This window comes from Centipeda artemidis DSM 19719 (genome assembly GCF_000426665.1).
In the GTDB taxonomy this organism is placed as follows: domain Bacteria; phylum Bacillota; class Negativicutes; order Selenomonadales; family Selenomonadaceae; genus Centipeda; species Centipeda artemidis.
Genome location: NZ_AUFU01000009.1, coordinates 1 through 22,187, shown reverse-complemented (window position 1 = coordinate 22,187; position 22,187 = coordinate 1). Strand labels below are relative to the sequence as shown.

Genomic DNA, 22,187 nt, shown 5'->3' with positions numbered 1-22,187 from the left:
TATGGGAGGTGGAGAAATGAAAACAATGTCTGTTCCGCAGTCGCTCGGTGCACTATCGGCAGGGATGCCACAGGAACTCAGGGGGAAGAAGGAGGAGCACGGGGATGTACGGACGAGCTTTGCCGACGTGCTTGCGGCATCGGAGCGGCGCGTGAATTTTTCACGGCACGCTGTGCGGCGGCTCGCCGAGCGCGAGATCGTGCTCTCGCCGCAGGAACTCGAACGCCTTGACGGCATGGTGGATCGCATGGCGGCGAAGGGAGCGCGGCAGGCGCTCATCCTCATGAACGATACCGCATTCGTGCTCGCCGTGCCAAAACGTACTGTCATCACCGTGCTCGACGGCGAACATGCGAAGGACAATATTTTCACGAACATTGACAGCGCGGCAATACTCTGAGCCGGACCTTCGGGGGAGCTCTTGGCTGCTGAACGAGTGAAGCAGCGTGCCGCAGAAAAGGAAGGTTGATTCATTATGATGCGTTCTATGTTTTCGGGTGTCTCGGGGCTGAAATCCCATCAGACACGAATGGATGTCATCGGCAACAACATCGCGAACGTCAACACGACGGGCTTTAAGGCCGGGCGTGTGACGTTTGAGGATATGCTGTCGCAAACCTTGTCGGGGGCAGCAGCCCCGGGGACGACCATTGGCGGGACGAACCCCAAACAGATTGGTCTTGGCGTGAGTGTGGGCAGTATAGATACCATCTTTACCGACGGATCTGTGCAGGGAACGGGAAAGAATACGGATCTCGCTCTTTCCGGTGGTAATTCGACGTTTATTGTGAAACGTGGAGAGCAGACCTATTACACGCGTAACGGTGCCTTTGAGTTTGACGCGAAGGGGAATTATGTCTTGCCGGGTTCCGGACTCCATGTGCAGGGCTGGGTGAATAAGACCACGGAGCACAGCAAAGTATCCACCGAAGGCGCGGTGGAAAATATTGTCGTAGAGACGGGAAAAATGATGCCGCCGAAGGCTACGGAGAAGGCGACCTATTCGGAGAACCTAGACTCCACTACACCTATGATTACAGGGTATACCTTCTCGGATACAAGTACGACTCCGCCAACCGCGGTTGTGCGTACAAGTGCGAACGACGGGATGTATATCACTGCAAGTGAGGCGCAGCCGGTTACACTGAGCCTGAGCGACGGGACGAAACGGACGGTTACATCCGGCACATATACGATTGGTCGTTCTATGCCGAAGGTAACGTCATTTGCTTATTACGATACCTTGGGGAAAAAACATGAGAGCGTCGTCTTTATGGAAAAAGCCATTACCACGACGGTAACCTATACGGATAAGGACGGGAACGCCGTTACGAAGCGTGCCAGCACATGGATTGTGAGACCGGGGAATCCTGAGGTGACCAACACAGACGGTTCAAAGACGAAGCACACAATAGCGGCAACAATGCTTGCGTTTGACGAAGACGGGGCACTGCGTGCAGGCGTGCTCGGGGATACACAGACAGTGCAATCGGATCCGAAAAGTCATGTGACAACACCTGTTGTACCGCCGTCCACAACGGCGAACAGTTCGGAAGTTGCAACCTTGAAAGCAGAGCATACAAAGCCCAATGGAGCAAGGCAAAACAACACAATTTCACTTCAGTTCGCCGACTCCGAATCACCGCTCACCCAGTATGCGGGGCATGATACAATCAAAGCGGCTGCGGACGGCTATACCGACGGTACGTTGGCGTCTGTATCTATTGATACATCCGGCGTGATTACGGGCACCTATACCAATGGCGTTCGAAGAGCAGAGGCTCAGGTAGCCGTTGCCAAATTCCCAAATCCTTCAGGACTTACAAAGCTTGGCGGAAATCTTTATCAGGAATCGAACAATTCCAACGTGAAAACCGTTCAGCCTCAGACTGTTGAGACTGCCGGCGCAAAAATTACGCCGTCCTCGCTCGAGATGTCGAACGTCGACATCTCCGATCAGTTCTCCGACATGATCATCACACAGCGCGGCTTCCAGTCGAACTCGAAGATCATCACCGTCTCCGACGAGATGCTCGAAACGCTGATTAACATGAAGCGGTAATATAATATTTCGGTAAACGAAAACGGGGCGATTGCACGAATCAAAGTGCAATCGCCCCGTTTAGTCATGTTTGTTATACGGCGGCTTCTTTTTGATAGAGCTCGGTGAGCGCGTCCTGCAGGACTTTTGAGATGTTGAGCTTTTTCTGTGCGGCGAACGTATCGAGCCATGCGGGAATCGTGAGGTTCTTGCGCACGGACTTCTTCCCGTATTTCGCGGCGTATGCGTCCATATCGAGAGAGAGGAGACTGACGAAACCCTCTCCAATATCGGGATCGGGATGAATATCGCTGAAATTACTTGCAGAGGGCGCTTCTTTTCCATCCTCAATCTCGCCTAGAATCCATCCGGAAGCCGCATCTGCCCCCATGGCAATCGATTCGGCGAGTGAAGCTCCGCCCGTTACACAGCCCGGAAGATCGGGGACGGTCACACAATATGCGGTAGAATCCGGATCGGGATAAAAAACCGCAGGGTAAACAAGCTGCATATAAATACCTCCGTTATTTCCTATGTTTCCCTTTTTTTCGCCGCTCTTCGGGGGCGTGCTGTTCGGCGGGCACGGTCTCCTTTTCTTTTCGAAAACCAAGCCACACGAACGCGGCGAGGGCGAGGAGTCCGAATGCGAGGGCGCCCGTCTGCGCGCTGGTGAAGAGTCCGAGGTATTTCTCCGTGTAGTCCCCGCGGAAATACTCGAGGAGGAAGCGCACGCCGCTATACAGCATGACGTAGAGGGCGAAACACTGTCCGCGCGCGTGTCCGTAGGCACGGAATGCGAGCAGGAGGGCAAAGATAACGATGTCGAGCTGTCCCTCCCATACCTCTGCGGGCCAGAGCGCCTGTGCGCCGTAGGTGTGGTAGGCGAGTGTGCTCTCGGGATAGAGGATGCCGAAGCTCCCGCCCGTGGGCGCGCCGAACGCGTCGCCGTTGAGGAGGTTCGCACAGCGCCCGAGCGCCTGTCCAAAGACGATGGCGGGGGCGAGGACGTCCATGAAATGTACGGTGTCAAGGTGGTGCCGGCGGCAGTAGAGGATGCCGACCACGACGCCGAGGAAGACACCGCCCTGTATCGCCATGCCTCCCTGCCAGACGTTCAGCAGCTCTGTGAGGTGATGCCGGTAGTAATCCCAGTCAAAGAAGAACACGTCCCACAGGCGCGCGCCGAGAAGCCCTGCGATGCCGCAGTAGATGCCGATGTCCGCGACGTGTTTTTCATAGCCTCTGCCGTCCGCCTTTGCGAGGAAGTAGCCGACACCCGTCGCGAGCAGGATGGAGAGGGAGATGACGACGCCGTAGGCGCGGATGGGGAAGTCCCCGATGTAGAAAAGATACTGATGCAAGGAACGGCGCTCCTTTACTCCGCGGCAAAGAGCGGCAGCTCGGCGAGGAAGATGATGTCCTCTCGTTTCACTGCGTTGCCCTCGGCGAGGACGGCGGCTTGCCCGATGACGTGACCGCCCGCTTTCTCGGCGAGACTGCGCAGGGCAGTCATGGAGCCGCCCGTGCTGATCACGTCGTCGAGGAGGAGGACGTTCCTGCCTGCGATGCGCTCAATGTCCGTGTTCATGAGATAGAGCCGCTGTTTGCCCATGGTGGTGATGGATTCGTCCTCGACCCAGATGGGATCTTCCATATATGCCTTGACGGATTTGCGCGCTGTGACGTAGTAGGGCATACCGATCTGCCGTGCAAGTCCGGCGGCGAGGGGGATGCCCTTGGTCTCGGCGGTCATGATGATGTCGGTCTCCTGCGGAATCTTTTTCGCGAGGTCGCGCGCGCAGCATTCGCACAGCTCGACGTCGCCGAGCATGACGAAGCCCGCGATGGCGAGTGTTTCGTTGAGGTTGATGATGGGGAGGGTACGCTTGCACCCTGCGACGGTCAGATCGTAGAATCTTTTTGCCATTTCCCTTAGAATCCTTTCTCAGTGAGTGTGAGTTCGAGTGCGTTCAGTACGTCGTTCACATTCTCTTTCGTGATGACGAGCGGCGGCTGGAATGCCATGACGTTGCGCCGGGCGCCGTTCTTGCCGACGATGAAGCCGCGGTCTTTGAGCGCCTCGAGCACGGTGTCGAGTTCTGCGGCGGCGGGGGATTTCTCCTTGTCCGCGTGGACGAACTCGGCGCCGACCATGAGCCCGAGACCGCGGACATCGCCGATGATGGGGTGGCGGCGCTGAATCTCCCTGAGCCCCTTGCGGAGCTGCTTGCCGCGCACGTCCGCATTTCCCATGAGATCATGCTCCTCGATATACCGGATGACGCCCAGTCCCGCCGTACTGGAGACGGGGTTGCCGCCGAGCGTCGATGCGCCGGGCTTCGTATAAGTGTCGGCGATTTTCGCAGATGCGATGAACGCGCTGATGGGCGCGCCGTTGCCGAGCGCCTTTGCCATGGTCATGATGTCCGGGACGACTCCGAAATGCTCGATGGCGAACATTTTCCCCGTCCGCGCAAAGCCCGTCTGCACCTCGTCGGCGATGAAGAGCGCGCCGTAGTGCTCAAGGATTTCCTTGACGCGCCGGAAGTATCCCTTCGGCGGGACGATGATGCCCGCGTTGCCCTGAATGCTCTCGGCGATGAAGGCGGCGGGATGCCCCGACGTTACGTTTTTGATGGTGTCCTCAAGGGCGTTCGCGCAGTCGAGACCGCAGGCGGCTTCGGATTTCCGATGCGGACAGCGGTAGCAGTACGGATTCGGCACGAAGTGAATGCCGCCGACGGGATTCGGATCGGTGCGCCACATGGAGATGCCCGTGAGGCTCATGGTGAGCTTTGTTCGTCCGTGCAGTCCGCCGCGCAGGGCGATGAACTCGCTGCTGCCCGTGTAGAGCTGCGCGAGGAGCGCAGCGCCCTCGTTTGCCTCGGTGCCGGTGGAGCAGAAGAAGCTCTTTTGCAGATCGCCGGGGGTGATGCGCGCGAGCTGCTCGGCGAGGTTGACGAAGTTCTCCGTGAGGTAGATGTTGCAGACGTGTTGGAGTGTCTCCGCCTGCGCGGTGACGGCGGCGGTGATCTCCGGATTGCAGTGCCCGCAGTTGATGACGGAGACGCCCGCGAAACAGTCGAGATAACGCCGCCCCTCGTTGTCGTAGAGGTACTGCATCTCGCCGCGCACGATCTGCCGCGGTTCACTGTAAAAATGCCCGAGACAGGGCATGATGTATTTCTTCTTTTTTTCGAGGATGGCGGCGGCGCCAATGTAGTGCGTGTCGCCGCGGGAGGTTGTTCCCATATCGCTCCTTTTTTGAATTAGATGGAATTTCTGCTCTGCCGGAACCGGTAGGTGCCGATGCCGAGCGGGCGCGGGGAGAGTTCTTTGAGCCTATGAAAATCCGCTTCATCATATCCGTCCGCACCTGTGGCAAGGCGGTCAAGCGCGGCGCGGTAGATGTGGACGATCTCGCCCGTGAGCGCGGGGCTGTAGTCCTGTGCCTCGATGCGCAGGGAGCCGAGCCCCATGAATTTCTTAAGGTAGGGGTAGAGACAGAGGTCGTTTGCAAAGTAGATGTGGTTGCGTCCGTACTGGTCGATGCGGATGGAATGCACGCCGCCCGCCTCGTTGCGGAAGGCGTAATGCCGATCCATGACCTCCGGCTGCGAGAGCTCGCTGTAGGCGGGCAGGGACATCGCGGGGAAGTTGTAGTCACAGATCATCGACTCGTACGAGCCGTGCACGACCGCTTCGATGGGGAGCACGGCGTTCTCCGCGATGTCGCGCAGTTGGCGGAAGGAGAGCTCGTAGGAGGCTGTCGCCATCGTGAGACCGTTTTCCCGCAGGAACGAAACGGCGAGATGGTTGAAGATGTTGAACGAGTGATCCGCCTGCACGGGGAGCGTCGTGAGCGACCGCGCGAGTTTCAGTGTGCCGAGGTTGCCGACCATGATGCCGTCCACGGGAAGATCGCGGAGCGCGGTGAAAAACTGTTCGATCTCGCCGCACTCGCGCCGCATCGTCGTACGCGGCGTGAGGGCGACGACGCGTGTCTTTCCGCCCGCGTAGTCCGCGATCTCCGCGTAGTCGCGGAGTTTCCACGGGCGGTTCGGGCGGAGCGCTTCGCCGCCGACGTAGACCGTATCGGCGCCCGCGTCGATCGCCGCGCGTGCCGCCGCGGGTGTGCCGACGCGTACGCTGAGACGATGTTCCGACAGCTCGCGCGCACGGATGGGCTCCTCTGCGCGGAGTACATCGTCGTCGAATCCCGCCTCCTCGACCGCCTTGCTGAAAAAGCGCGGCTCGCGCTCGCCTGTCATGCCGATGTCGACGGCAGTCGGCTGACCAAAGGCGAACGTCGTCGTATAGTCGCGCACGCGGTTATCGTAGAGCGTGCGCCAGCCCTCCTCGTCCGTCGTGTATCCGTTCGGATCGGCGATGTACGTGTCGATGGCGCGGCGGTAGGTCGAGACAAGCCGCGCGATGAACTCGGGCGAGCGCATCCGTCCCTCGATTTTGAACGAATAGACGCCCGCCTGTATCAGCGCGGGGATGGAGCGGTACATGCACATGTCCTTGAGTGCGAGCTTGTAAGGTCCGGTACTGTTTTCGTCGAGCACCGCGCCCGTCTCCTCGTCGATGAGGGCGAACGGCCAGCGGCAGATTTTCATGCAGCGACCGCGGTTGCCGCTCTGCCCGAAGAGGACGCCCGAGTGAATGCATTGACCGCTCTCGGAGATGCACATGTCGCCGTGCATGAAGTACTCGACCTCGATGCCCGTGCGCTCACGGAAGAGCGCGAGTTCGGAGAGCGTCATCTCGCGGCCGACGACGATGCGTGTGATGCCGTATGCCTTGAGTTTTTCAATCGCGTGCTCGTTGTGCGTATTCATCATGACGGACGTGTGCAGCGGGACGCTGACGCCCATTTCATGCACGAGCTGGAGCACGGCAAAGTCCTGCACGAGGATCGCGTCGGGGCGGATCTCGTCGAGATACGCGAGGTAATCGCGCAGCGCGGGCAGCTCCTCGTTGCTGATGAGGTTGTTGAGCGTGACATAGAGCTCGACGTTGTGCGCGTGCGCGTATTCGACCGCGGCTTTCAGCCGCTCGTCGTCAAAATTGAAATCGCCCTCGTGGAGCCGCATATTGAAATGTTTGCCGCCGAGATAGACGGCATCCGCGCCCGCTTCGATGCCCGCGGTCATGGCGTCCCATGTGCCGGCGGGGGCAAGCAGCTCGACGGATTTACGGTGTAACAGCATCGTGAAAATTACTCCTTCTGATCGGAGAACGCGCTCCTGTCAAAGGGGGGGGCTATTCTCCCATGTTATGATGATTATAGCAGGAAAAGTACTTTCTTTCAAATGATGGGCGCCATGCGGACAAAGATAAATTGCATTGGTCTCTGACCTATGCTAGAATACGCGTAGGGCATCGTCTTTTTTGTGGAAAAGACGAGCCGCTGCTTCGCATAAGCATGCGGGGTGGGTGTCGCATCTCGAACGAGAGGCGTGGATTGAAATCGGAGCGATAAGGTATGGGATATTTCTATAAGGCGATATCAATAATTGCAATAATTGGTTCCGGAGTGATAACGTGTGTAGAAACTTAAGGAGATGGTATCATAGAAAAATGAGGAAGAGATAAAAAGTGCGGATTCCATGGGCATGAAATACCGTGCTGATTTTGGGGGATACAAAAGTGCAGGGGAGCATCAATGCACGACTTGCCGAAAAGACCGGATTTAGCGAAGAAGCTAGAAGCTGTATGGAAACTCAAAGAGGTATTACGAACAATGTTTGAAAACGACGACTCATCGGCGCGTCTTAAGGGGACAATAGAGATGCGTCGACTTTATTTTGGATCGAACACAACAATAAAACTAATGTCTTATCGATCGGAAAAGCGCATCGGGGTGTCACCGGGCATAAAAAAGACGGCGTAGATATAGCGAAGTCTCTCGAGGACTACATATTTGATGATAACGTACTTTATGCGCTAGAGGGTGTACTTAAACTGAAGGACAGATATAATGTGCGCCGAGCGACCGAACCCTCGGGTAGAGAGCATCCCCTGCGGGCGGGCGGGGAGGAATGCCGATATACTGGGAATCTCTTTCTAGTAGTTTGGCAGATGAAGTGTTGGGAAAAACTGCTATAGGTTTTATTAGAGTAACTCTTTATGTGTGCGAACGTGGAGTGAACAGAAAATACCGTAATAAAATATAAGAGGAATACCGTATCAAAGGAGGGCTGTGGGACAAAACGGTGAGAAAAAACATATTTGTGGCAAGTAATACCCACGAATATGTGGCAAAAGAAACCTTCCATGGAACCTTTTGCGTCGCGCCGCGCATGCGGCGTGTGGATTGAAACGACAGCTCAAGGCGCGTGGGGCGGAGCTGGAACGGTCGCGCCGCGCATGCGGCGTGTGGATTGAAACCATCTGCAGGTTGGGGCGTTATTTGCTTCGCACGGTCGCGCGCCGACGAGTGCGTGGATTGGCACTTGTAGATTTGTCTACGATTTGCCTACAAAATCTTGCTTCACTTGACACAGTCACGCAGATTAAAATTCATGAGAACTTTTCAATTGATTTTGAAAATTTTATGGGAATAGCAATTGAAACACTTGTACCTTTGCGTTATGTATGATATACTATCGTCATATCCAAGATGAGGGCGCTTGTTTTTTGAGGCGGCGATGTTGCAACTTGTGTTGAATCGCGTGGATTGAAACATTGCCGATCCGTTGAGACCAAGAGCGAGAGTGTATCGTGTCGCCCTAACAACAGCATGGATTCAAACGATATTATAGAAACGACATTATTATAGGCAACAAGAACCGGAGTGTGGTAAGATTTGCTTCACGATATTCAAATCGGCAGATATTTACCGGGGGATTCGTTCCTGCACCGCATGGATGCGCGTGTAAAAATCCTCTTACTGATCGGGTTCTTGTTGCTTATTTTCTTTGTGGAAAATCCGGCGGGATTTGCCGTCCTCTCCGTCGCAGTTGGTGTTCTGATGGTGATGTCTCGTGTGCCTCTGATGATGCAGCTGCGCTCGGTTCGTCCGATTCTGTGGATTGTTGTCTTTACCTTCTTTGTTCATCTCTTTATGACGCCGGGGGAGGAAGCGTTTCGGCTTGGTGTGTTGATGGCGACGTGGGAGGGGCTTGCACGCGGCGGCTATATCGGATTGCGCCTGATCCTTCTCATTTTGCTGAGCACGCTGCTCACGCTGACGACGAGTCCGCTGCGTCTGACAGATGGGCTGGAGGCGCTGATGTCGCCGCTGCGGCGTGTAGGTGTGCCGGTGCATGAGCTTTCGATGATGATGACGATCGCGCTGCGCTTTGTGCCGACGCTTCTTGAGGAGATGGATCGCATTATGAAGGCGCAGAAAGCGCGGGGGATGGACTTCGAACAGGGGAATATTCTGCGGCGAATGCGCGCGATTGTGCCCATTCTCGTGCCGCTATTCCTCTCGGCGTTTCGCCGGGCGGACGAGCTGGCACTTGCGATGGAGGCACGGTGCTATCAGGGTGGCGAGGGGCGTACGCGGATGAAGGAGATGCGCATAGGGCGGCTCGACTACGCGGCGGTTGCGATCTTTTTGACTGGGGCGGCGGGTGTTTGTGCCGTGAGTCTTGGAGGCTCGTATCTTGCGCCCTGAGCATGTGGAGATAATGAAGGCACGTGCGCGTAATATCGCACTGCGCCTTTCCTATGACGGTACGCGTTACCATGGGTTTCAGCGACAATCACTGCCTGTTGTTGCGGTACAAAATGTGCTGGAAAAGGTGCTTGCGGAGGTCTGCGGGGAACCGGTGGAGCTGGCGGCGGCGGGGCGTACGGATACGGGCGTACACGCCTATGGGCAGGTGGTTAATTTCTTCACGGACGGGCGGATTCCGGTTGCGCAGCTGCCGCGTGCGGTGAACGGACTCCTGCCGCCCGATATTGCGGTGACGGCGGCGTGGGAGGCGGGACGGGATTTTAGTGCACGCCACTCTTCGACAGGCAAGGCGTATCTTTACCGCATTGAGCGGTGTACGGTACCGAATCCGTTTACGCGCAATTATGCGTGGCAGATCTTTCGTCCACTCGATGTGGAGGCTATGCGTGCGGTGCTCAGGCTGCTTGTCGGCACACACGACTATAGTTCGTTTCGTGCAGCGGGGGGCGCGCCGATGTCGCCTGTGCGCACGCTGGATGAGATCCGTCTCGATGAGGAGGGCGGGCAGCTTTCCTGCTATATGCACGGAAACGGGTTCCTCTACCATATGGTGCGCAATATCATGAGCACGGTCGTTCATGTGGGGCTGGGGCGTATTTCTACGGACCGTTTCACCGAGATTTTTGCAGCGCACGATCGGCGTTTGGCAAGCCCAACGGCGCCCGCCTGCGGGCTTTATTTGCTCCATGTAGACTATGCGGGGCGCACGGATGTGCCGGACTGAAAGGGGCGGACGCCATGGAGCAAGTGTTTCCGGAGAGACTTGTGGCGGCAGCGATGCGTGATCTGCGCGCCGGCACTCGTGAGGGTGGGGCACAGGGTAGTCCAGTTGTTGCGCTCGTGAACGCGATTCTAGGAGCCGGGCTTTCCGAGGGGGCGACGGACATCCACCTCGAGCCTCAGGGCGGCGGGATGCGTATCCGCCTGCGTGTGGACGGGCTGCTGCGGGAAATTGCGCCGCATCTGCCAAGAGAGCTCGCGCCCGTCGTGATTGCGCGACTCAAGGTGATGGCGGGCATCGATACGGCAAAGCGCAACCGCCCGCAGGATGGTAAGCTCTCCCACTCGCATGAGGGGCGTGTTGTGGATATGCGTGTTGCGGTGCTTCCCGTTATGGACGGTGAGCGGATGGTTGTGCGCATTATGGATGCGGACGCGCGGTTTCTCGGTTGTGCGGAGTTGGGCTTTTCCGCGCGGAATCTCTCACTTTTTGAAAGCCTGATTCGTCGCCCGACGGGGCTGCTCCTCCTCTGCGGACCGATGAACTCGGGCAAGACGACGACGCTCTATGCGGCGATTGCGGCGCTCAGCGATGTGAGCTGTAATATCATGACGCTCGAGGATCCTGTGGAGCGGCGCATCGATGGGGTGAGCCAAATACAGGTAAACCCGGAGGCGGGGCTGACGTTTGTCGCAGGACTGCGCGCGGCGCTCCGGCAGGATGCGCAGAAGATCCTTCTCGGTGAGATCCGCGACCGAGAGACAGCGGAGATGGCGGTGCGTATCGCGCTGACGGGACATGCGCTCTTTTCGACGCTGCACACGGAGGATGCGGTGTCGGCGGTCTTTCGCATGGCGGAAATGAGCGTGCCGCGCTATCTTCTTGCGGCGACGCTCTCGGGGGTGATTGCGCAGCGGCTGGTACGTCGTATCTGTCCGCACTGCCGTGAGCGCTATACACCGGGAGAAAAAGAAGCGGCACAGCTCGGCGCGTTTTATCAGGAGGGACTGCAACTCACACGCGGACGGGGCTGCGCGCATTGTCGCGGCACGGGCTATAGCGGTCGCATGGCGATCCATGAGGTGCTGCCCGTCTCCGAACGCATTCGCAGCGCAATCCTGCGGGAGGAGGACAAAGCGGCGCTCTATGCGGCGGCAGCGGAGGACGGGGTGGAGACGCTGTGGCAGGACGGCGTGGTCAAGGTGATCAGAGGAGAAACGACTCTGGATGAAGTCGGGAGGGCGCTCTATGGATGAGCAGATGCAATGGGAGAAAATCCTGCGGCGGGCAATCGCGGCGGAGGCGTCGGATCTCCATGTCTCTGCACATCAGCGAGTACAAATGCGCTGTGACGGTGTGCTGTGTGCGGCGGAGATGACGCCGACCGCAGACTTTATGCATGTGCTGACGGCCTCGATGCTCTCTGAGGGGCAGCAGGCGGTACTTGCCGCACAGCATGATGTGGACTTTTCGTGGCAGTACGAGGGACGTCGATTTCGTGGAAATGTATACAGGGTACGGGATGTTCCTGCGCTTGCGTTTCGCCTTTTACCGGCGCGGATTCGTACGCCTGGGGAAATCGGGATGCCCGCTTCGCTCCGTGCGCTCGCTGCGGCACGTGAAGGACTGGCACTCGTCTGCGGGGCGACCGGCTCGGGCAAGACGACGACGATTGCGGCGCTGCTCGAGGAGATCAATCAAACGCGGGCGGCGCATATTGTGACGCTCGAGGATCCGATGGAATACATATTTGCGCCTAAGCGCTCGTTCATTAGTCAGCGAGCGCTTGGGCGCGATTTTTTATCCTTTCCGGCGGGCGTGCGGAGCGCGCTGCGTGAGGATCCTGATATCCTGCTCATCGGCGAAATCCGCGACCGTGAGACGATGGAGGCGGCGCTTTCGGCGGCGGCGACGGGGGTGCTCGTGCTCGGTACGCTCCATACACGCAGTGCTGCGCAGACGGCGCTCCGCGTGGAGAGTATGTTCCCGGCGGATGTGCGTGATGCCGTGCGTGCGGCATTTGCCGATACGGTAACAGGCATCTTTGCACAGCAGCTCCTGCCGTGCGTGTCCGGCGGGCGCGTTGCGCTGATCGAAGCGCTTTGCGCGACGACTGCCGTACGCAATATGATTCGGCAGGGACATTATGCGCAGCTTGACTCCGTGATGATGAGCGGTGCAGCGCAGGGAATGCAGACGGCGGCGATGGCGGAGGCGACGCTGCGGGCAGAGGGGCGCATCCGATGAAGTCGTTTTCCTATCGTGCGTGCGCGACGGATGGAACGCGTGTCAAGGGGACGGTTACGGCGGAGCATCCTGTGAAGGCAGTGCGCAGTCTTGCTGCAGAGGGGCTGACGGTGGTCGATCTCAAGGAGCGGCGTCGTCTGCTGCGAGTGGGGGACATTCGCTTATGGTGCCTTGATGTGCCGTCGGAGGAGGAGCGCATCGCACTCTTTGAGGAACTGGCGGCACTGCTGGCTGCAGGGATGCCGGTTCATGAGGCGCTGGGGCAGATCGCGGCGGGGGCGGATGCCGCATCTGCTTACGGACGGCTTGTTGCCGCGCTCCATGCGGATGTACTGTGCGGTACGGCGCTGTCACAGGCGATGGAGCGCCGACCGAGGGTGTTCTCACCGAGTGTTGTCGGCATGGTTCGTGCGGGAGAGGAGAGCGGCACGTTGGATCATATCTTTGCGGAGACGGCGGCGTTCCTCACGGAGGCGCATACACTGCGGGAGTCGATGAAAAGCGCGCTTGCGTATCCGCTCTTTTTGCTCGTGGCGACGGGATTTTCGATCGTGCTCATGACGATGTTTATCCTGCCGGTATTTGCCTCTCTCCTGCGCGACCTCGGGGCGGAGCCGCCGCTTCCGACGCGTCTCCTGTTGCAGGCTGCGGATGTATTTACGACTCATCCCTACCTCGTCCCCGGCGCCGCCGTTTTGCTCCTCGTCGGAATGATTGCGCTCGTGCGTGTGCCTGCGCTGCAGTATTATTTGGATGCGTTGCTGCTTTGTGTGCCTGTATTGGGGCGCTTTCTGCGATTTTCGGCGTGGGGGATGATCCTCAGAACTCTAGCTATCCTGATGCACAGCGGTATACGGCTGGACTGCGCGGTGCATTTAGCACGTTCTGTGGCGGGGAACTGCGTGCTCGTCCGCTCGCTCGGGCGCGTGGAGGAACGTCTCATGCAGGGACGCACGCTTGCCTATGCGCTTGCACAGGAGGGACAGCTCCCTCAGCTTTTGCAGGGAATGCTTGCGGCGGGGGAGACGGCGGGTGACCTCGAGAGGCTGCTGCGACGGTCGGCGGACTACTGTAAACGTGTGTCGAAACAGCTCGCGGCGCGCATTGAGGCGCTTGCTGAGCCGATCATGATCGTCGTGATCGGACTCGTGATTTTCTTCGGGGTACTGTCATTCTTACTGCCCGTCTTTGAGGCGATGGATCGGATGATGTAGTTTTTTCGCCAAACTAATTTGAAGTATCGGCAGGGAGGCTTGTATGGCGCGTGTGTATCTTGCACATATGAAGAAAGACGATTTGAATAGGAAAAACGGCGCGCCCCAAGCGCAGTCGCTTTCTGAGCATCTGCGTCACGTTGCCGGTCTGATGTCGGCATCCGCCGAGGCGGCGGGGCTTTCCTCGACAGCGTATCTTATCGGTATCCTGCACGATCTAGGCAAATGCAGCGAGGCGTTTGCAGAGTATCTCTCTTGGAGTCATGCGCATCCCGGGGACTATAGTCGGAGGGGCTCTGTGGATCATTCCTCGGCGGGCGGGCAGTTATTAATGCAGAGATACGGCGGACAGGGCGACATGAGCAGTATCGTGATTGAGATCGCCGCCCTTGCGATCTTTTCACATCACAGCGGGCTCCTCAACTATCTTGGCGAACATGGGCTGACGAGCGCTGCCGGCGGGAAGGACACATACAGTTTCCTCCATCGGATGAGTAAAGAGGACGTGTTTTCGGGCGTCGATATTGCCTATTTCTTTCGAGAGGTTATCTCGGAGGAGGAGCTGGACTGCCTTTTTGCAGCTTCTGTTCGTGAGCTCTCAGCATGGGAGGAGAATATCGGTAAAGAGAAGCTGGATGAAGTCTACCATTTTTATTGGGGTATGGTTATCAAGCTTCTTTTTAGTATGCTCGTGGATGCGGACCGCTTGGACAGTGCGGAGTTTGAACTGGGCGACCGTCTGACATTCGCATGGGAGACGGAGCCCCTTTGGGAAGAGTTCTCTGCAAAGCTCGAAAAGAAGATTGCGGGCTTTCCCACCCCGCGGGAAGAAAAGGCGAAGAGCATCGCACAGCTGCGCCAAAAGATGAGCGACGACTGCCTGCATGCGGCGGAGCAGACGCCGGGCATCTATCGGCTCACCGTTCCAACGGGAGGTGGCAAGACGCTTGCAAGTATGCGTTTTGCGCTCGCGCATGCAAAGCGGTGGCATAAGAAACGGATTATCGTTGTGATTCCGTACACCAGTATCATCGACCAAAATGCCAAGGAAATCCGTGAGATATTTGACCGGGACGAGGCAATCCTAGAGCATCACTCCAATGTCATCTCAGAGGAGGATGACGGAGAAGACACGGAGGGCATGGATTGGCGGCGCATCCTAACGGAACGCTGGGATGTCCCCGTGATCTTTACGACCCAGGTGCAGTTCCTTAATACGCTTTTTGCCGGCGGAAACAGTTCCATCAGAAGACTGCACGCGCTGCAGGACAGCATATTGATATTTGACGAAATACAGACGCTGCCTGTGAAATGCACTTATATGTTCAATCTTGCGATAAGCTTTCTCAAGGATTTCTGCCGGACGACAACGGTGCTGTGCACGGCGACGCAGCCGCCGCTGGAAAAACTGGATTTCCCGATTGATTCCGGGAGGGACGCCGAGCTGACAACGGATATATCGGAAGTGTTCGAGGCATTCCGACGCGTGCGCATCGAAAATTGCTGCCGAGACGGAGGCAGCTCCGTGGAAGATATTGCCGCGGCGATTTGCAGGAGCGCGGAGGAAGAAGGCGATGTGCTCTGTATTGTGAACCTCACGAAGCAGGCACGGGAACTCTATCAGGCGGTATCTGAGCTCGTTCAGGATGCTGATATAGAGATTCGCGCGGTACACCTGAGCACGAAGATGTGTCCCGCACATCGTAAGAAAGTCCTCGCAGAAGTACGAGAGGAACTCAGGTGCCGCAAAGAACATCCTGAGAGGCGGCTTATTTGCATCAGTACCCAGCTCGTCGAAGCGGGTGTGGATGTGTCGTTCCCCGTCGTCTACCGCGCGCTCGCGGGATTTTCCTCCATTGCGCAGGCGGCTGGGCGTTGCAATCGACACGGCGCGCTGGCGCAGGGGATTGTGCGCGTCTTTACGTTTGCCGATGAAAATCTCAGCCGTCTTGAGGATATACAAGCGGGACAAAAAATTGCGCGCGTACTATTGTTTGAGAAGGAGGCAGACGGGATTCTCTCTCCCCAGGCGATGGAAGAATACTTCCGTAAATTTTATAAGGAGCAAATAGAGGGGCGTATGGGCTACCCCCTGCATGATGGGAATACCTTGCTTGACCTCTTGTCCGTCAACCGCGCGGGGGTGCGCGTATGCAAGGAGCGCGGAGATGAGGTACATACCGGTTTTGCGCACGCATTTCACGACGCAGGCCGGGCGTTTGAAGTCATAGATTCTCATGCAGAGGCTGTACTGGTGCCTTACGCTGCGGGAAAGGAGCTGATTACGGCGTTTGAATCAAAAGATGTCGGGTGGGGGCAGGATTATCGGAAACGATTGAAGAGCGCACAGCAGTACATGGTCAATCTATTTTCATACGAAATAAAAATCCTTGATAGACTAGGGGCGATTAGTCGCATGGAGAGCGGGGTGATTGCGCTGCGCGAAGAATATTACAGTGAAGCATTCGGCGTGCAGTTCGAGGAGCAGGCGAATGCGTACTTCATGATTTAAGGAGGTGATATAAAATGAGAAATGGAATCGAGTTTCAAGTATACGGCAGGATGGCGCTGTTCACTGACCCCATCACGAAGATTGGCGGTGAACGATCCTCGTACTCTGTGCCGACCTATCAGGCGCTCAAGGGCATCACGGAGAGCATCTATTGGAAACCCACGATCTTTTGGGTGATTGACGAGGTGAGGGTGATGCATCGCATAGCCACACAGTCGCGCGGGGTAAAGCCGTTAAAGTACGGCGGCGGTGGAAATGAACTCTCCGTCTACAAATATCTGAGCGACGTTTGCTATCAAGTGCGCGCGCATTTCGAATTCAATACGCATCGCAAAGAGCTTGCAGGGGACAGGGATGAGCATAAGCACCACAACATCGCAAAGCGCATGGTGGAGCGCGGCGGGCGCCGCGATATCTTCCTCGGCACGCGCGAGTGTCAGGGCTATGTCGAGCCCGTCACCTATGGGGAAGGCGAGGGATATTACGACCACGCGGGCGAGATGCCGCTCGGTACGATGTTTCACGGGTTTAAGTATGCCGACGAGACCGGAGGCAATATGCTCCAAGTGCGGCTATGGCAGCCGATGATGAAGGACGGCATACTCCGCTTCCCGCGCCCCGAGGAATGCACCCTTGTCCGCGATGTGCGCAAGGTAACGACCAAGCTGTTTGACAAGAACAGCGTTACGTTTGCGGAGGAAGAACTCAAAGAGCTGGAAGGAGGGCGTCTATGAGCTGGATGGAGCAGTTGGTACAAACCTATAACGAAAACGAGCAGTTCGCCGGCAAAGTCGGCGCTGCCGGCATGAAGACGCTCCTTCCTCCCGTTGGACATATCGTGCAGAACGCTCTGATTGAGATGACATTGAGCGGCGACGGACGGCTCATTCATGCCGAGGTCGTGTCGGATAAGGGGCAGCAGCCGACGCTCATTCCCTGTACGCCGGATTCGGCGTCGCGGACGTCCAGCCCGTCGCCGCACCCGCTGCATGACAACCTGTCCTACATCGCGCGGGATTATCATGCGTTTGTCCCGGCGAAGAAAAAAGACCGGAAGAGCGCCTACGAGCAGTACGCGGAACTGCTGGGGGCATGGGCGCAGTCGGAGGACGCCGAGCCTAAGGTGCGCGCCGTTTATCGTTACATTACGGAGCATGATGCGATTCGCGATTTGATTGCAAAGAAGGTGCTCTATTGTAACGACAAGGGGGAGATTCTTCAAAAGTGGACGGATAAGGAACAGGAAAAGCCTCCGATTTTTAAGGCTGCTGCCGGCGACGTGCTGAAATCGATGGTGCGGTTTCGTGTGGAGCTCGACGGCGACGATTGTCCGGAACTTTGGAGAGACACCAATTTACAAAAGAAATACCGGCAGTTTTTTACGCATCACTTTTCCGATATGGAGCAAAAACTCTGCTATGCGACGGGAGAGATGCTCCCCGTGACGGATAAACACGGGAAGGGAATTCGGTTCGCGGGAGACGGCGCGAAAATCATTTCCTCCAACGACAGCCAAGGCTTTACATTTCGCGGTCGGTTTGCCGATGCGGACGAGTGCATCTCCATCGGTTATGAGACCTCGCAGAAAGCGATGAATGCGCTCATGTGGCTCATTCGCAATCAAGGGTACGTCGTCGACGGGCGCGTATTCCTTGCGTGGGGGCGGCATGCGCAGGAAATTCCCTCCGCGTTCGACGATACGGCAAGGATGACGCGCCGGCGCCGGGCAGCGGACGCAGCGCCATCGATGCCGGTCACGATGGAGGACTGGGCAGCGTCCATGAAGCGCACGCTGGACGGCTATCGCGCCGAATTCAAACGGGCGGAGACGAGTCAAGTCAATGTCATGATTCTCGATGCCGCAACCCCCGGACGCCTTTCCATCTGCTATTACAGCGAGATGGCGGGCGAGGACTTTATCGAGCGCATCGAGAAGTGGCACAGCTGCGGACGCTGGCTCCAGCACGGCTATGACAAGGAGACCGAAAAATCCTATGCGTATTTTGGCGTGCCGGTACCGAAGCGACTGGTCGAAGCCTGTCATGGAGAAAATATCGGTGACAATCAATTAAAAATGGAGTTGGAGCGTATCTTTTGCGCCATTGTGCAGGGACAGGCGCTGCCGCTCGATATGGCAAAAATGGCGCTCAGCAGAACGGTGAAAAGAGCTGCGATTGACGATTATTTCGGTTGGCACAGACGGCTGCTTGAGCCGGCGTGCGCCATTATCTGCAATCGGCTCAATCATGTGAAGGAGGAGTATACTGTGGCGCTTGACGAGGAAAAGAAAGACAGGTCCTATCTGTTTGGCCGGCTTCTTTCAGTCGCGGACCAGATGGAGCGAGCGACGTTTAGTCGGGAGGAGCTTGCGAGCCGCACGACCAATGCGATGCGCTATATGGAAATCTTTTCGGTTCGTCCGGCATCGACATGGATGACCCTGCGGAAAAAGCTGCTTCCGTACGAACAGAAAAGGGAACGATATGGCGGTAAAGAGAGGAAGCTGATTGATAAAATCTGTTGGCTGTTCGACGACAAAGACTTTAGTTCGGACGCGCCGCTCGATGTGAAATTCCTGTTGGGGTTCTCTTGCCAAAATTATGCAATGGAACTTGAGCGGAAAGAAAATCGGCAGAAAGTGGAAGAGAAGAGAGAGGAGAATGTATAATGGCTGCATTAGCAAATAAAATTGATTTTATCGGGTTCGTCGTCGTGGACCATTCAAATCCGAACGGAGACCCTCTAAACGGCAACCAACCGCGTACGGACTATGACGGCTACGGAGAAATCTCCGACGTATGTCTCAAGAGAAAGCTGCGCAATCGTCTGCAGGATGTGGGAGAGGTGATTCTCGTCCAGTCCAACGAACGCGTGGACGACGGTTACGACAGCATCCGTTCGCGTGTCGAAGGCAATCCTGCGATGGAAAAACCGTTGAAAATGAAGGATAAAGAAAAAGGGCGCATTCGTCTCATTGCGGAAGAAGCCGCGAAGGCATGGTTTGACGTCCGTGCATTCGGACAGGTATTCGCGCTCAAGGCGGGCACCGGTGTGGACGCGGTCTCCGTCGGCGTGCGCGGCCCCGTGACCATTCATACGGCGGTCAGCCTTGACCCCGTGACCATCACGGGCGTTCAGATTACCAAGAGCGTCAATAACGAGCCGGGGGATAAGAAGGGCTCGGATACCATGGGCATGAAGTACCGCGTGGACTTCGGCGTTTACAAAGTGCAGGGGAGCATCAATGTCCAGCTTGCCGAAAAAACAGGATTCAGCGAGGAGGACGCGCGCAAGGTCAAAGAGGCCTTGCTCACAATCTTTGAGAACGACGCCTCGTCGGCACGCCCCGAGGGCAGCATGGAGATGAACCGGTTCTACTGGATAGAGCATCACAATAAGACCGGCGCCGCATCAAGTGCAAAAGTGCATCGGAGTGTCGAAGCGCATAAAAAAGACGGCGTGGACATGCCGAAATCCTTGGGGGACTATACGTTTAACGACAGCGCCCTCTACGCGCTCAGCGGCGTTCGCATCGAGAAATATATCGAGGGCAGTAAGGTCGAGTGATATGGGCTATGCGGAGGAAGACTATCTGCAGCTCTCGGAGATTCAGCATTACGCCTTTTGTCCGCGCCAATGGGGGCTGATTCATCTCGAGCAGCACTGGCAGGAGAACGTATTGACCGTGGAGGGAAACGCCCTCCACGAAAAGGCGCACGATGGGGACATCAAGGAAAAGCGCGGCGGCAAAATCATCGTGCGCGGTATGCGCGTGGCGTCCGACCGCCTTGGCATCTCCGGCGCATGCGACGTCGTTGAGTTCCATGCAGATGACGCAGGTGTTGCGATTCCGTCTTATGCGGGACGGTATCGCGTCGTCCCCGTCGAGTACAAGAGAGGAAAGCCGAAGGAAGGAGATGAGGATGTGCTTCAGCTGACACTGCAGGCACTCTGCCTCGAGGATATGCTCGCGGCAGAGATTCCCTTCGGGTTTCTTTACTACGGAGAGATTCGCCGGCGCGTCAAGGTGGACATCTCGGATGAGCTGAAAGCGCAGATTCCCGTTCTGGTTGCGCAGATGCGCCGGTATATCGCACGCGGACACACGCCTGAGGTCAAACGGAGAAAAGGCTGCGCCAACTGTTCGCTCAGCACGGTCTGCATTCCGAAACTGAAACGGCTCGGGTCGGCGAAACGGTATTTGGAGAGGAGGCTAGCCGAAGGATGAAACCGCTCCTCAACACGCTTTATGTCAACCAAGACGAGGCATATCTCGCGCTCGACGGAAACAACGTCGTCGTTCGTCGCGAGAATAAGGAACTCGCGCGTTTTCCGCTCCATAACTTTGAGCAGATTACAACCTTTGGCTATACGGGGGCGAGCCCTGCGCTCATGAGAAAATGCGCCGAAGACAACATCGCGCTGACGTTCATGACGCCGGAGGGCCGGTTCCAAGCGCGCGTCATTGGCAAGACCAACGGCAACGTCCTTTTGCGCAAAGAACAGTACCGGCGTGCGGACAGCGAGGAGGAATCTCTGCCCCTTGCGCAGAACTTTATCCTCGGAAAAATATATAATGCACGTTGGACCATCGAGCGCACGAGCAGAGATCATGTGCTGCGGATTGACGAGGAGAAATTCAGAGGTATTGGCGAATTCCTCCAAACGTCGTGCTATGAAGTGATGAAGACGCAGGATTTAGAAGAACTGCGCGGTGTCGAAGGGAAGGCTGCGGTTGCGTACTTCTCCCTATTCGACGATATGATTCTCAAACAAAAGGAGGATTTCTTCTTCACGGAACGCAACCGCAGGCCGCCGCTCGACAACATGAACTGCCTGCTGTCCTTTCTCTATGCGCTACTCATGAACGATGTCGCATCCGCGCTCGAGGGCGTCGGACTGGATTCCTATGTCGGTTTTCTGCATCGCGATCGTCCGGGGCGGCAGTCGCTCGCGCTCGACATGATGGAAGAACTTCGTCCGACGGCAGACCGCACGGCGTTTTCGATGGTCAATACGAAAAAGATTTGCGGAAGGGATTTTAAAACCGAGGAGAGCGGCGCCGTTCGTCTCACGGATGACGGGCGGAAGAAAATTCTTGAAGCGTGGCACGCACACAAGGAGACGAGCATTACGCATCCCTTTATGGAGGAAAAGCTGAAGAGGGGACTTGTACCGCATGTGCAGGCAATGCTCCTCGCACGCCATCTGCGCGGTGATCTCGACGCATATCCGCCGTTCCTATGGAAGTAGGAGGATGTCATGTATGTTTTGATTACCTACGATATCAAAACCGTCGATCCCGAAGGGAAGCGGCGTCTGCGGCAAGTTGCGCGGAAATGCCGGGCATATGGACAGCGTGTGCAGAATTCGGTCTTCGAGTGCAAAGTAGACCCAACGCAGTGCAAACAGTTGGAACTCGCCCTGCTCGACATCATAGACCTGCAGGAAGACAGCCTTCGGTTTTATTTTCTCGGGAAGGATAAAGGGCCGAAGGTGAAACATTACGGAACCAAAGAGTCTTACGACTTGGAGGCGGCCGTCATCATCTGAGCGGTTCTTTATGAGCGCGAAGGTGAAGTGAACAAAAAATCGCATGATAAAATATAGGCGGAAGAACCGTGCCAAAGGAGGGGCGTGGGACGAACCGCCGAGAAAAATCGTATTTGTGGCGAGTAACACCCATAAATACGTGGCAAAATGTTCCCTTTGTGGGACCGTTTGCTGTCGCACCCCGCGAGGGGTGCGTGGATTGAAAC

The 22,187-nt window shown here is 56.8% G+C and carries 20 protein-coding genes; 15 read left to right on the top strand and 5 right to left on the bottom strand.

Annotation, left to right across the window (positions count from 1 at the left end; translation table 11 throughout):
• The first annotated feature begins 16 nt into the window (after nucleotides 1-16).
• Nucleotides 17-400 carry a TIGR02530 family flagellar biosynthesis protein gene (locus K341_RS0106525; RefSeq protein ID WP_026762256.1) on the top strand — a complete coding sequence of 128 codons (384 nt, stop codon included), beginning with the start codon at nucleotides 17-19 and terminating at the stop codon, nucleotides 398-400.
• Nucleotides 401-475: 75 nt separating this feature from the next.
• Entirely contained in the window at nucleotides 476-2,062 is a 1,587-nt protein-coding gene (locus K341_RS0106520) for a flagellar hook protein FlgE (protein ID WP_026762255.1), read from the top strand.
• A gap of 73 nt (nucleotides 2,063-2,135) precedes the next feature.
• On the opposite strand, the gene K341_RS0106515 is transcribed toward K341_RS0106520, so the two are convergent.
• Genes K341_RS0106515 through K341_RS0106495 form a run of 5 tightly spaced genes read right to left on the bottom strand, consistent with a single transcriptional unit; the run spans nucleotide 2,136 to nucleotide 7,257 of the window.
• A complete protein-coding gene (locus K341_RS0106515; protein ID WP_026762254.1) occupies nucleotides 2,136-2,552 on the bottom strand; it encodes a type II toxin-antitoxin system HicB family antitoxin in 417 nt (138 codons plus the stop codon).
• Nucleotides 2,553-2,565: 13 nt separating this feature from the next.
• Complete coding sequence (gene lgt, locus K341_RS0106510) at nucleotides 2,566-3,402, bottom strand: prolipoprotein diacylglyceryl transferase (protein ID WP_026762253.1); 837 nt, start codon at nucleotides 3,400-3,402, stop codon at nucleotides 2,566-2,568.
• A 14-nt stretch (nucleotides 3,403-3,416) separates the two neighbouring features.
• Nucleotides 3,417-3,968, bottom strand: a complete 552-nt coding sequence (locus tag K341_RS0106505) for a phosphoribosyltransferase family protein (protein WP_026762252.1) — start codon at nucleotides 3,966-3,968, stop codon at nucleotides 3,417-3,419.
• A gap of 5 nt (nucleotides 3,969-3,973) precedes the next feature.
• The gene (locus K341_RS0106500; RefSeq protein ID WP_026762251.1) at nucleotides 3,974-5,293 is read right to left on the bottom strand and encodes an aspartate aminotransferase family protein; all 1,320 of its coding nucleotides are present in this window, start codon (nucleotides 5,291-5,293) and stop codon (nucleotides 3,974-3,976) included.
• A 17-nt stretch (nucleotides 5,294-5,310) separates the two neighbouring features.
• Nucleotides 5,311-7,257 carry a peptidase U32 family protein gene (locus tag K341_RS0106495; RefSeq protein WP_026762250.1) on the bottom strand — a complete coding sequence of 649 codons (1,947 nt, stop codon included), beginning with the start codon at nucleotides 7,255-7,257 and terminating at the stop codon, nucleotides 5,311-5,313.
• 1,106 nt (nucleotides 7,258-8,363) lie between these two features.
• On the opposite strand from K341_RS0106495, the gene K341_RS12300 reads away from it, so the two are divergent.
• The 13 genes from K341_RS12300 (at nucleotide 8,364) to cas2 (ending at nucleotide 21,981) form a co-directional block, all read left to right on the top strand.
• Nucleotides 8,364-8,648 (top strand): hypothetical protein, encoded by a 285-nt coding sequence (locus K341_RS12300; RefSeq protein ID WP_071604404.1) that lies wholly within the window; start codon nucleotides 8,364-8,366, stop codon nucleotides 8,646-8,648.
• Nucleotides 8,649-8,855: 207 nt separating this feature from the next.
• On the top strand, nucleotides 8,856-9,671 hold the full coding sequence (locus K341_RS0106485) for an energy-coupling factor transporter transmembrane component T family protein (RefSeq protein WP_026762248.1): 816 nt from the start codon (nucleotides 8,856-8,858) through the stop codon (nucleotides 9,669-9,671).
• A gap of 13 nt (nucleotides 9,672-9,684) precedes the next feature.
• Entirely contained in the window at nucleotides 9,685-10,458 is a 774-nt protein-coding gene (gene truA / locus K341_RS0106480; protein WP_026762247.1) for a tRNA pseudouridine(38-40) synthase TruA, read from the top strand.
• Nucleotides 10,459-10,472: 14 nt separating this feature from the next.
• Nucleotides 10,473-11,711, top strand: coding sequence for a GspE/PulE family protein (locus tag K341_RS0106475; protein WP_026762246.1), 1,239 nt, complete (start codon nucleotides 10,473-10,475; stop codon nucleotides 11,709-11,711).
• Entirely contained in the window at nucleotides 11,704-12,702 is a 999-nt protein-coding gene (locus K341_RS0106470; RefSeq protein ID WP_026762245.1) for a type IV pilus twitching motility protein PilT, read from the top strand. The genes K341_RS0106475 and K341_RS0106470 overlap by 8 nt, the downstream gene beginning before the upstream one ends.
• Nucleotides 12,699-13,916 (top strand): type II secretion system F family protein, encoded by a 1,218-nt coding sequence (locus tag K341_RS0106465; protein ID WP_026762244.1) that lies wholly within the window; start codon nucleotides 12,699-12,701, stop codon nucleotides 13,914-13,916. The genes K341_RS0106470 and K341_RS0106465 overlap by 4 nt, the downstream gene beginning before the upstream one ends.
• A gap of 43 nt (nucleotides 13,917-13,959) precedes the next feature.
• Nucleotides 13,960-16,428 (top strand): CRISPR-associated helicase/endonuclease Cas3, encoded by a 2,469-nt coding sequence (locus K341_RS0106460; protein ID WP_026762243.1) that lies wholly within the window; start codon nucleotides 13,960-13,962, stop codon nucleotides 16,426-16,428.
• Nucleotides 16,429-16,442: 14 nt separating this feature from the next.
• Entirely contained in the window at nucleotides 16,443-17,162 is a 720-nt protein-coding gene (gene cas5c, locus K341_RS0106455; protein WP_026762242.1) for a type I-C CRISPR-associated protein Cas5c, read from the top strand.
• Nucleotides 17,159-19,096: a type I-C CRISPR-associated protein Cas8c/Csd1 gene (cas8c, locus tag K341_RS0106450; protein ID WP_026762241.1), complete on the top strand. Its 1,938-nt coding sequence runs from the start codon at nucleotides 17,159-17,161 to the stop codon at nucleotides 19,094-19,096. The genes cas5c and cas8c overlap by 4 nt, the downstream gene beginning before the upstream one ends.
• Nucleotides 19,096-19,995: a type I-C CRISPR-associated protein Cas7/Csd2 gene (gene cas7c / locus K341_RS0106445; protein ID WP_026762240.1), complete on the top strand. Its 900-nt coding sequence runs from the start codon at nucleotides 19,096-19,098 to the stop codon at nucleotides 19,993-19,995. Before cas8c ends, cas7c begins: the two co-directional genes overlap by 1 nt.
• A gap of 1 nt (nucleotide 19,996) precedes the next feature.
• Nucleotides 19,997-20,656: a CRISPR-associated protein Cas4 gene (gene cas4, locus K341_RS0106440; RefSeq protein ID WP_026762239.1), complete on the top strand. Its 660-nt coding sequence runs from the start codon at nucleotides 19,997-19,999 to the stop codon at nucleotides 20,654-20,656.
• Nucleotides 20,653-21,681, top strand: coding sequence for a type I-C CRISPR-associated endonuclease Cas1c (cas1c, locus tag K341_RS0106435; protein WP_026762238.1), 1,029 nt, complete (start codon nucleotides 20,653-20,655; stop codon nucleotides 21,679-21,681). The genes cas4 and cas1c overlap by 4 nt, the downstream gene beginning before the upstream one ends.
• Before the next feature lie 9 nt (nucleotides 21,682-21,690).
• Nucleotides 21,691-21,981, top strand: a complete 291-nt coding sequence (gene cas2, locus K341_RS0106430; RefSeq protein WP_026762237.1) for a CRISPR-associated endonuclease Cas2 — start codon at nucleotides 21,691-21,693, stop codon at nucleotides 21,979-21,981.
• Nucleotides 21,982-22,187: the final 206 nt, after the last annotated feature.

Excerpts from the sequence above, each read along its gene's own strand:
- K341_RS0106500 (WP_026762251.1), bottom strand. The coding sequence starts at position 5,293 with ATGGGAACAACCTCCCGCGGCGACACGCACTACATTGGCGCCGCCGCC.
- K341_RS0106470 (WP_026762245.1), top strand. The coding sequence starts at position 11,704 with ATGGATGAGCAGATGCAATGGGAGAAAATCCTGCGGCGGGCAATCGCG.
- cas8c (WP_026762241.1), top strand. The coding sequence starts at position 17,159 with ATGAGCTGGATGGAGCAGTTGGTACAAACCTATAACGAAAACGAGCAG.
- K341_RS0106495 (WP_026762250.1), bottom strand. The coding sequence starts at position 7,257 with ATGCTGTTACACCGTAAATCCGTCGAGCTGCTTGCCCCCGCCGGCACA.
- K341_RS0106460 (WP_026762243.1), top strand. The coding sequence starts at position 13,960 with ATGGCGCGTGTGTATCTTGCACATATGAAGAAAGACGATTTGAATAGG.
- cas1c (WP_026762238.1), top strand. The coding sequence starts at position 20,653 with ATGAAACCGCTCCTCAACACGCTTTATGTCAACCAAGACGAGGCATAT.
- cas2 (WP_026762237.1), top strand. The coding sequence starts at position 21,691 with ATGTATGTTTTGATTACCTACGATATCAAAACCGTCGATCCCGAAGGG.
- cas5c (WP_026762242.1), top strand. The coding sequence starts at position 16,443 with ATGAGAAATGGAATCGAGTTTCAAGTATACGGCAGGATGGCGCTGTTC.
- K341_RS0106465 (WP_026762244.1), top strand. The coding sequence starts at position 12,699 with ATGAAGTCGTTTTCCTATCGTGCGTGCGCGACGGATGGAACGCGTGTC.
- cas4 (WP_026762239.1), top strand. The coding sequence starts at position 19,997 with ATGGGCTATGCGGAGGAAGACTATCTGCAGCTCTCGGAGATTCAGCAT.
- K341_RS0106520 (WP_026762255.1), top strand. The coding sequence starts at position 476 with ATGATGCGTTCTATGTTTTCGGGTGTCTCGGGGCTGAAATCCCATCAG.
- K341_RS0106525 (WP_026762256.1), top strand. The coding sequence starts at position 17 with ATGAAAACAATGTCTGTTCCGCAGTCGCTCGGTGCACTATCGGCAGGG.
- truA (WP_026762247.1), top strand. The coding sequence starts at position 9,685 with ATGAAGGCACGTGCGCGTAATATCGCACTGCGCCTTTCCTATGACGGT.
- K341_RS0106475 (WP_026762246.1), top strand. The coding sequence starts at position 10,473 with ATGGAGCAAGTGTTTCCGGAGAGACTTGTGGCGGCAGCGATGCGTGAT.
- cas7c (WP_026762240.1), top strand. The coding sequence starts at position 19,096 with ATGGCTGCATTAGCAAATAAAATTGATTTTATCGGGTTCGTCGTCGTG.
- K341_RS0106505 (WP_026762252.1), bottom strand. The coding sequence starts at position 3,968 with ATGGCAAAAAGATTCTACGATCTGACCGTCGCAGGGTGCAAGCGTACC.
- K341_RS0106515 (WP_026762254.1), bottom strand. The coding sequence starts at position 2,552 with ATGCAGCTTGTTTACCCTGCGGTTTTTTATCCCGATCCGGATTCTACC.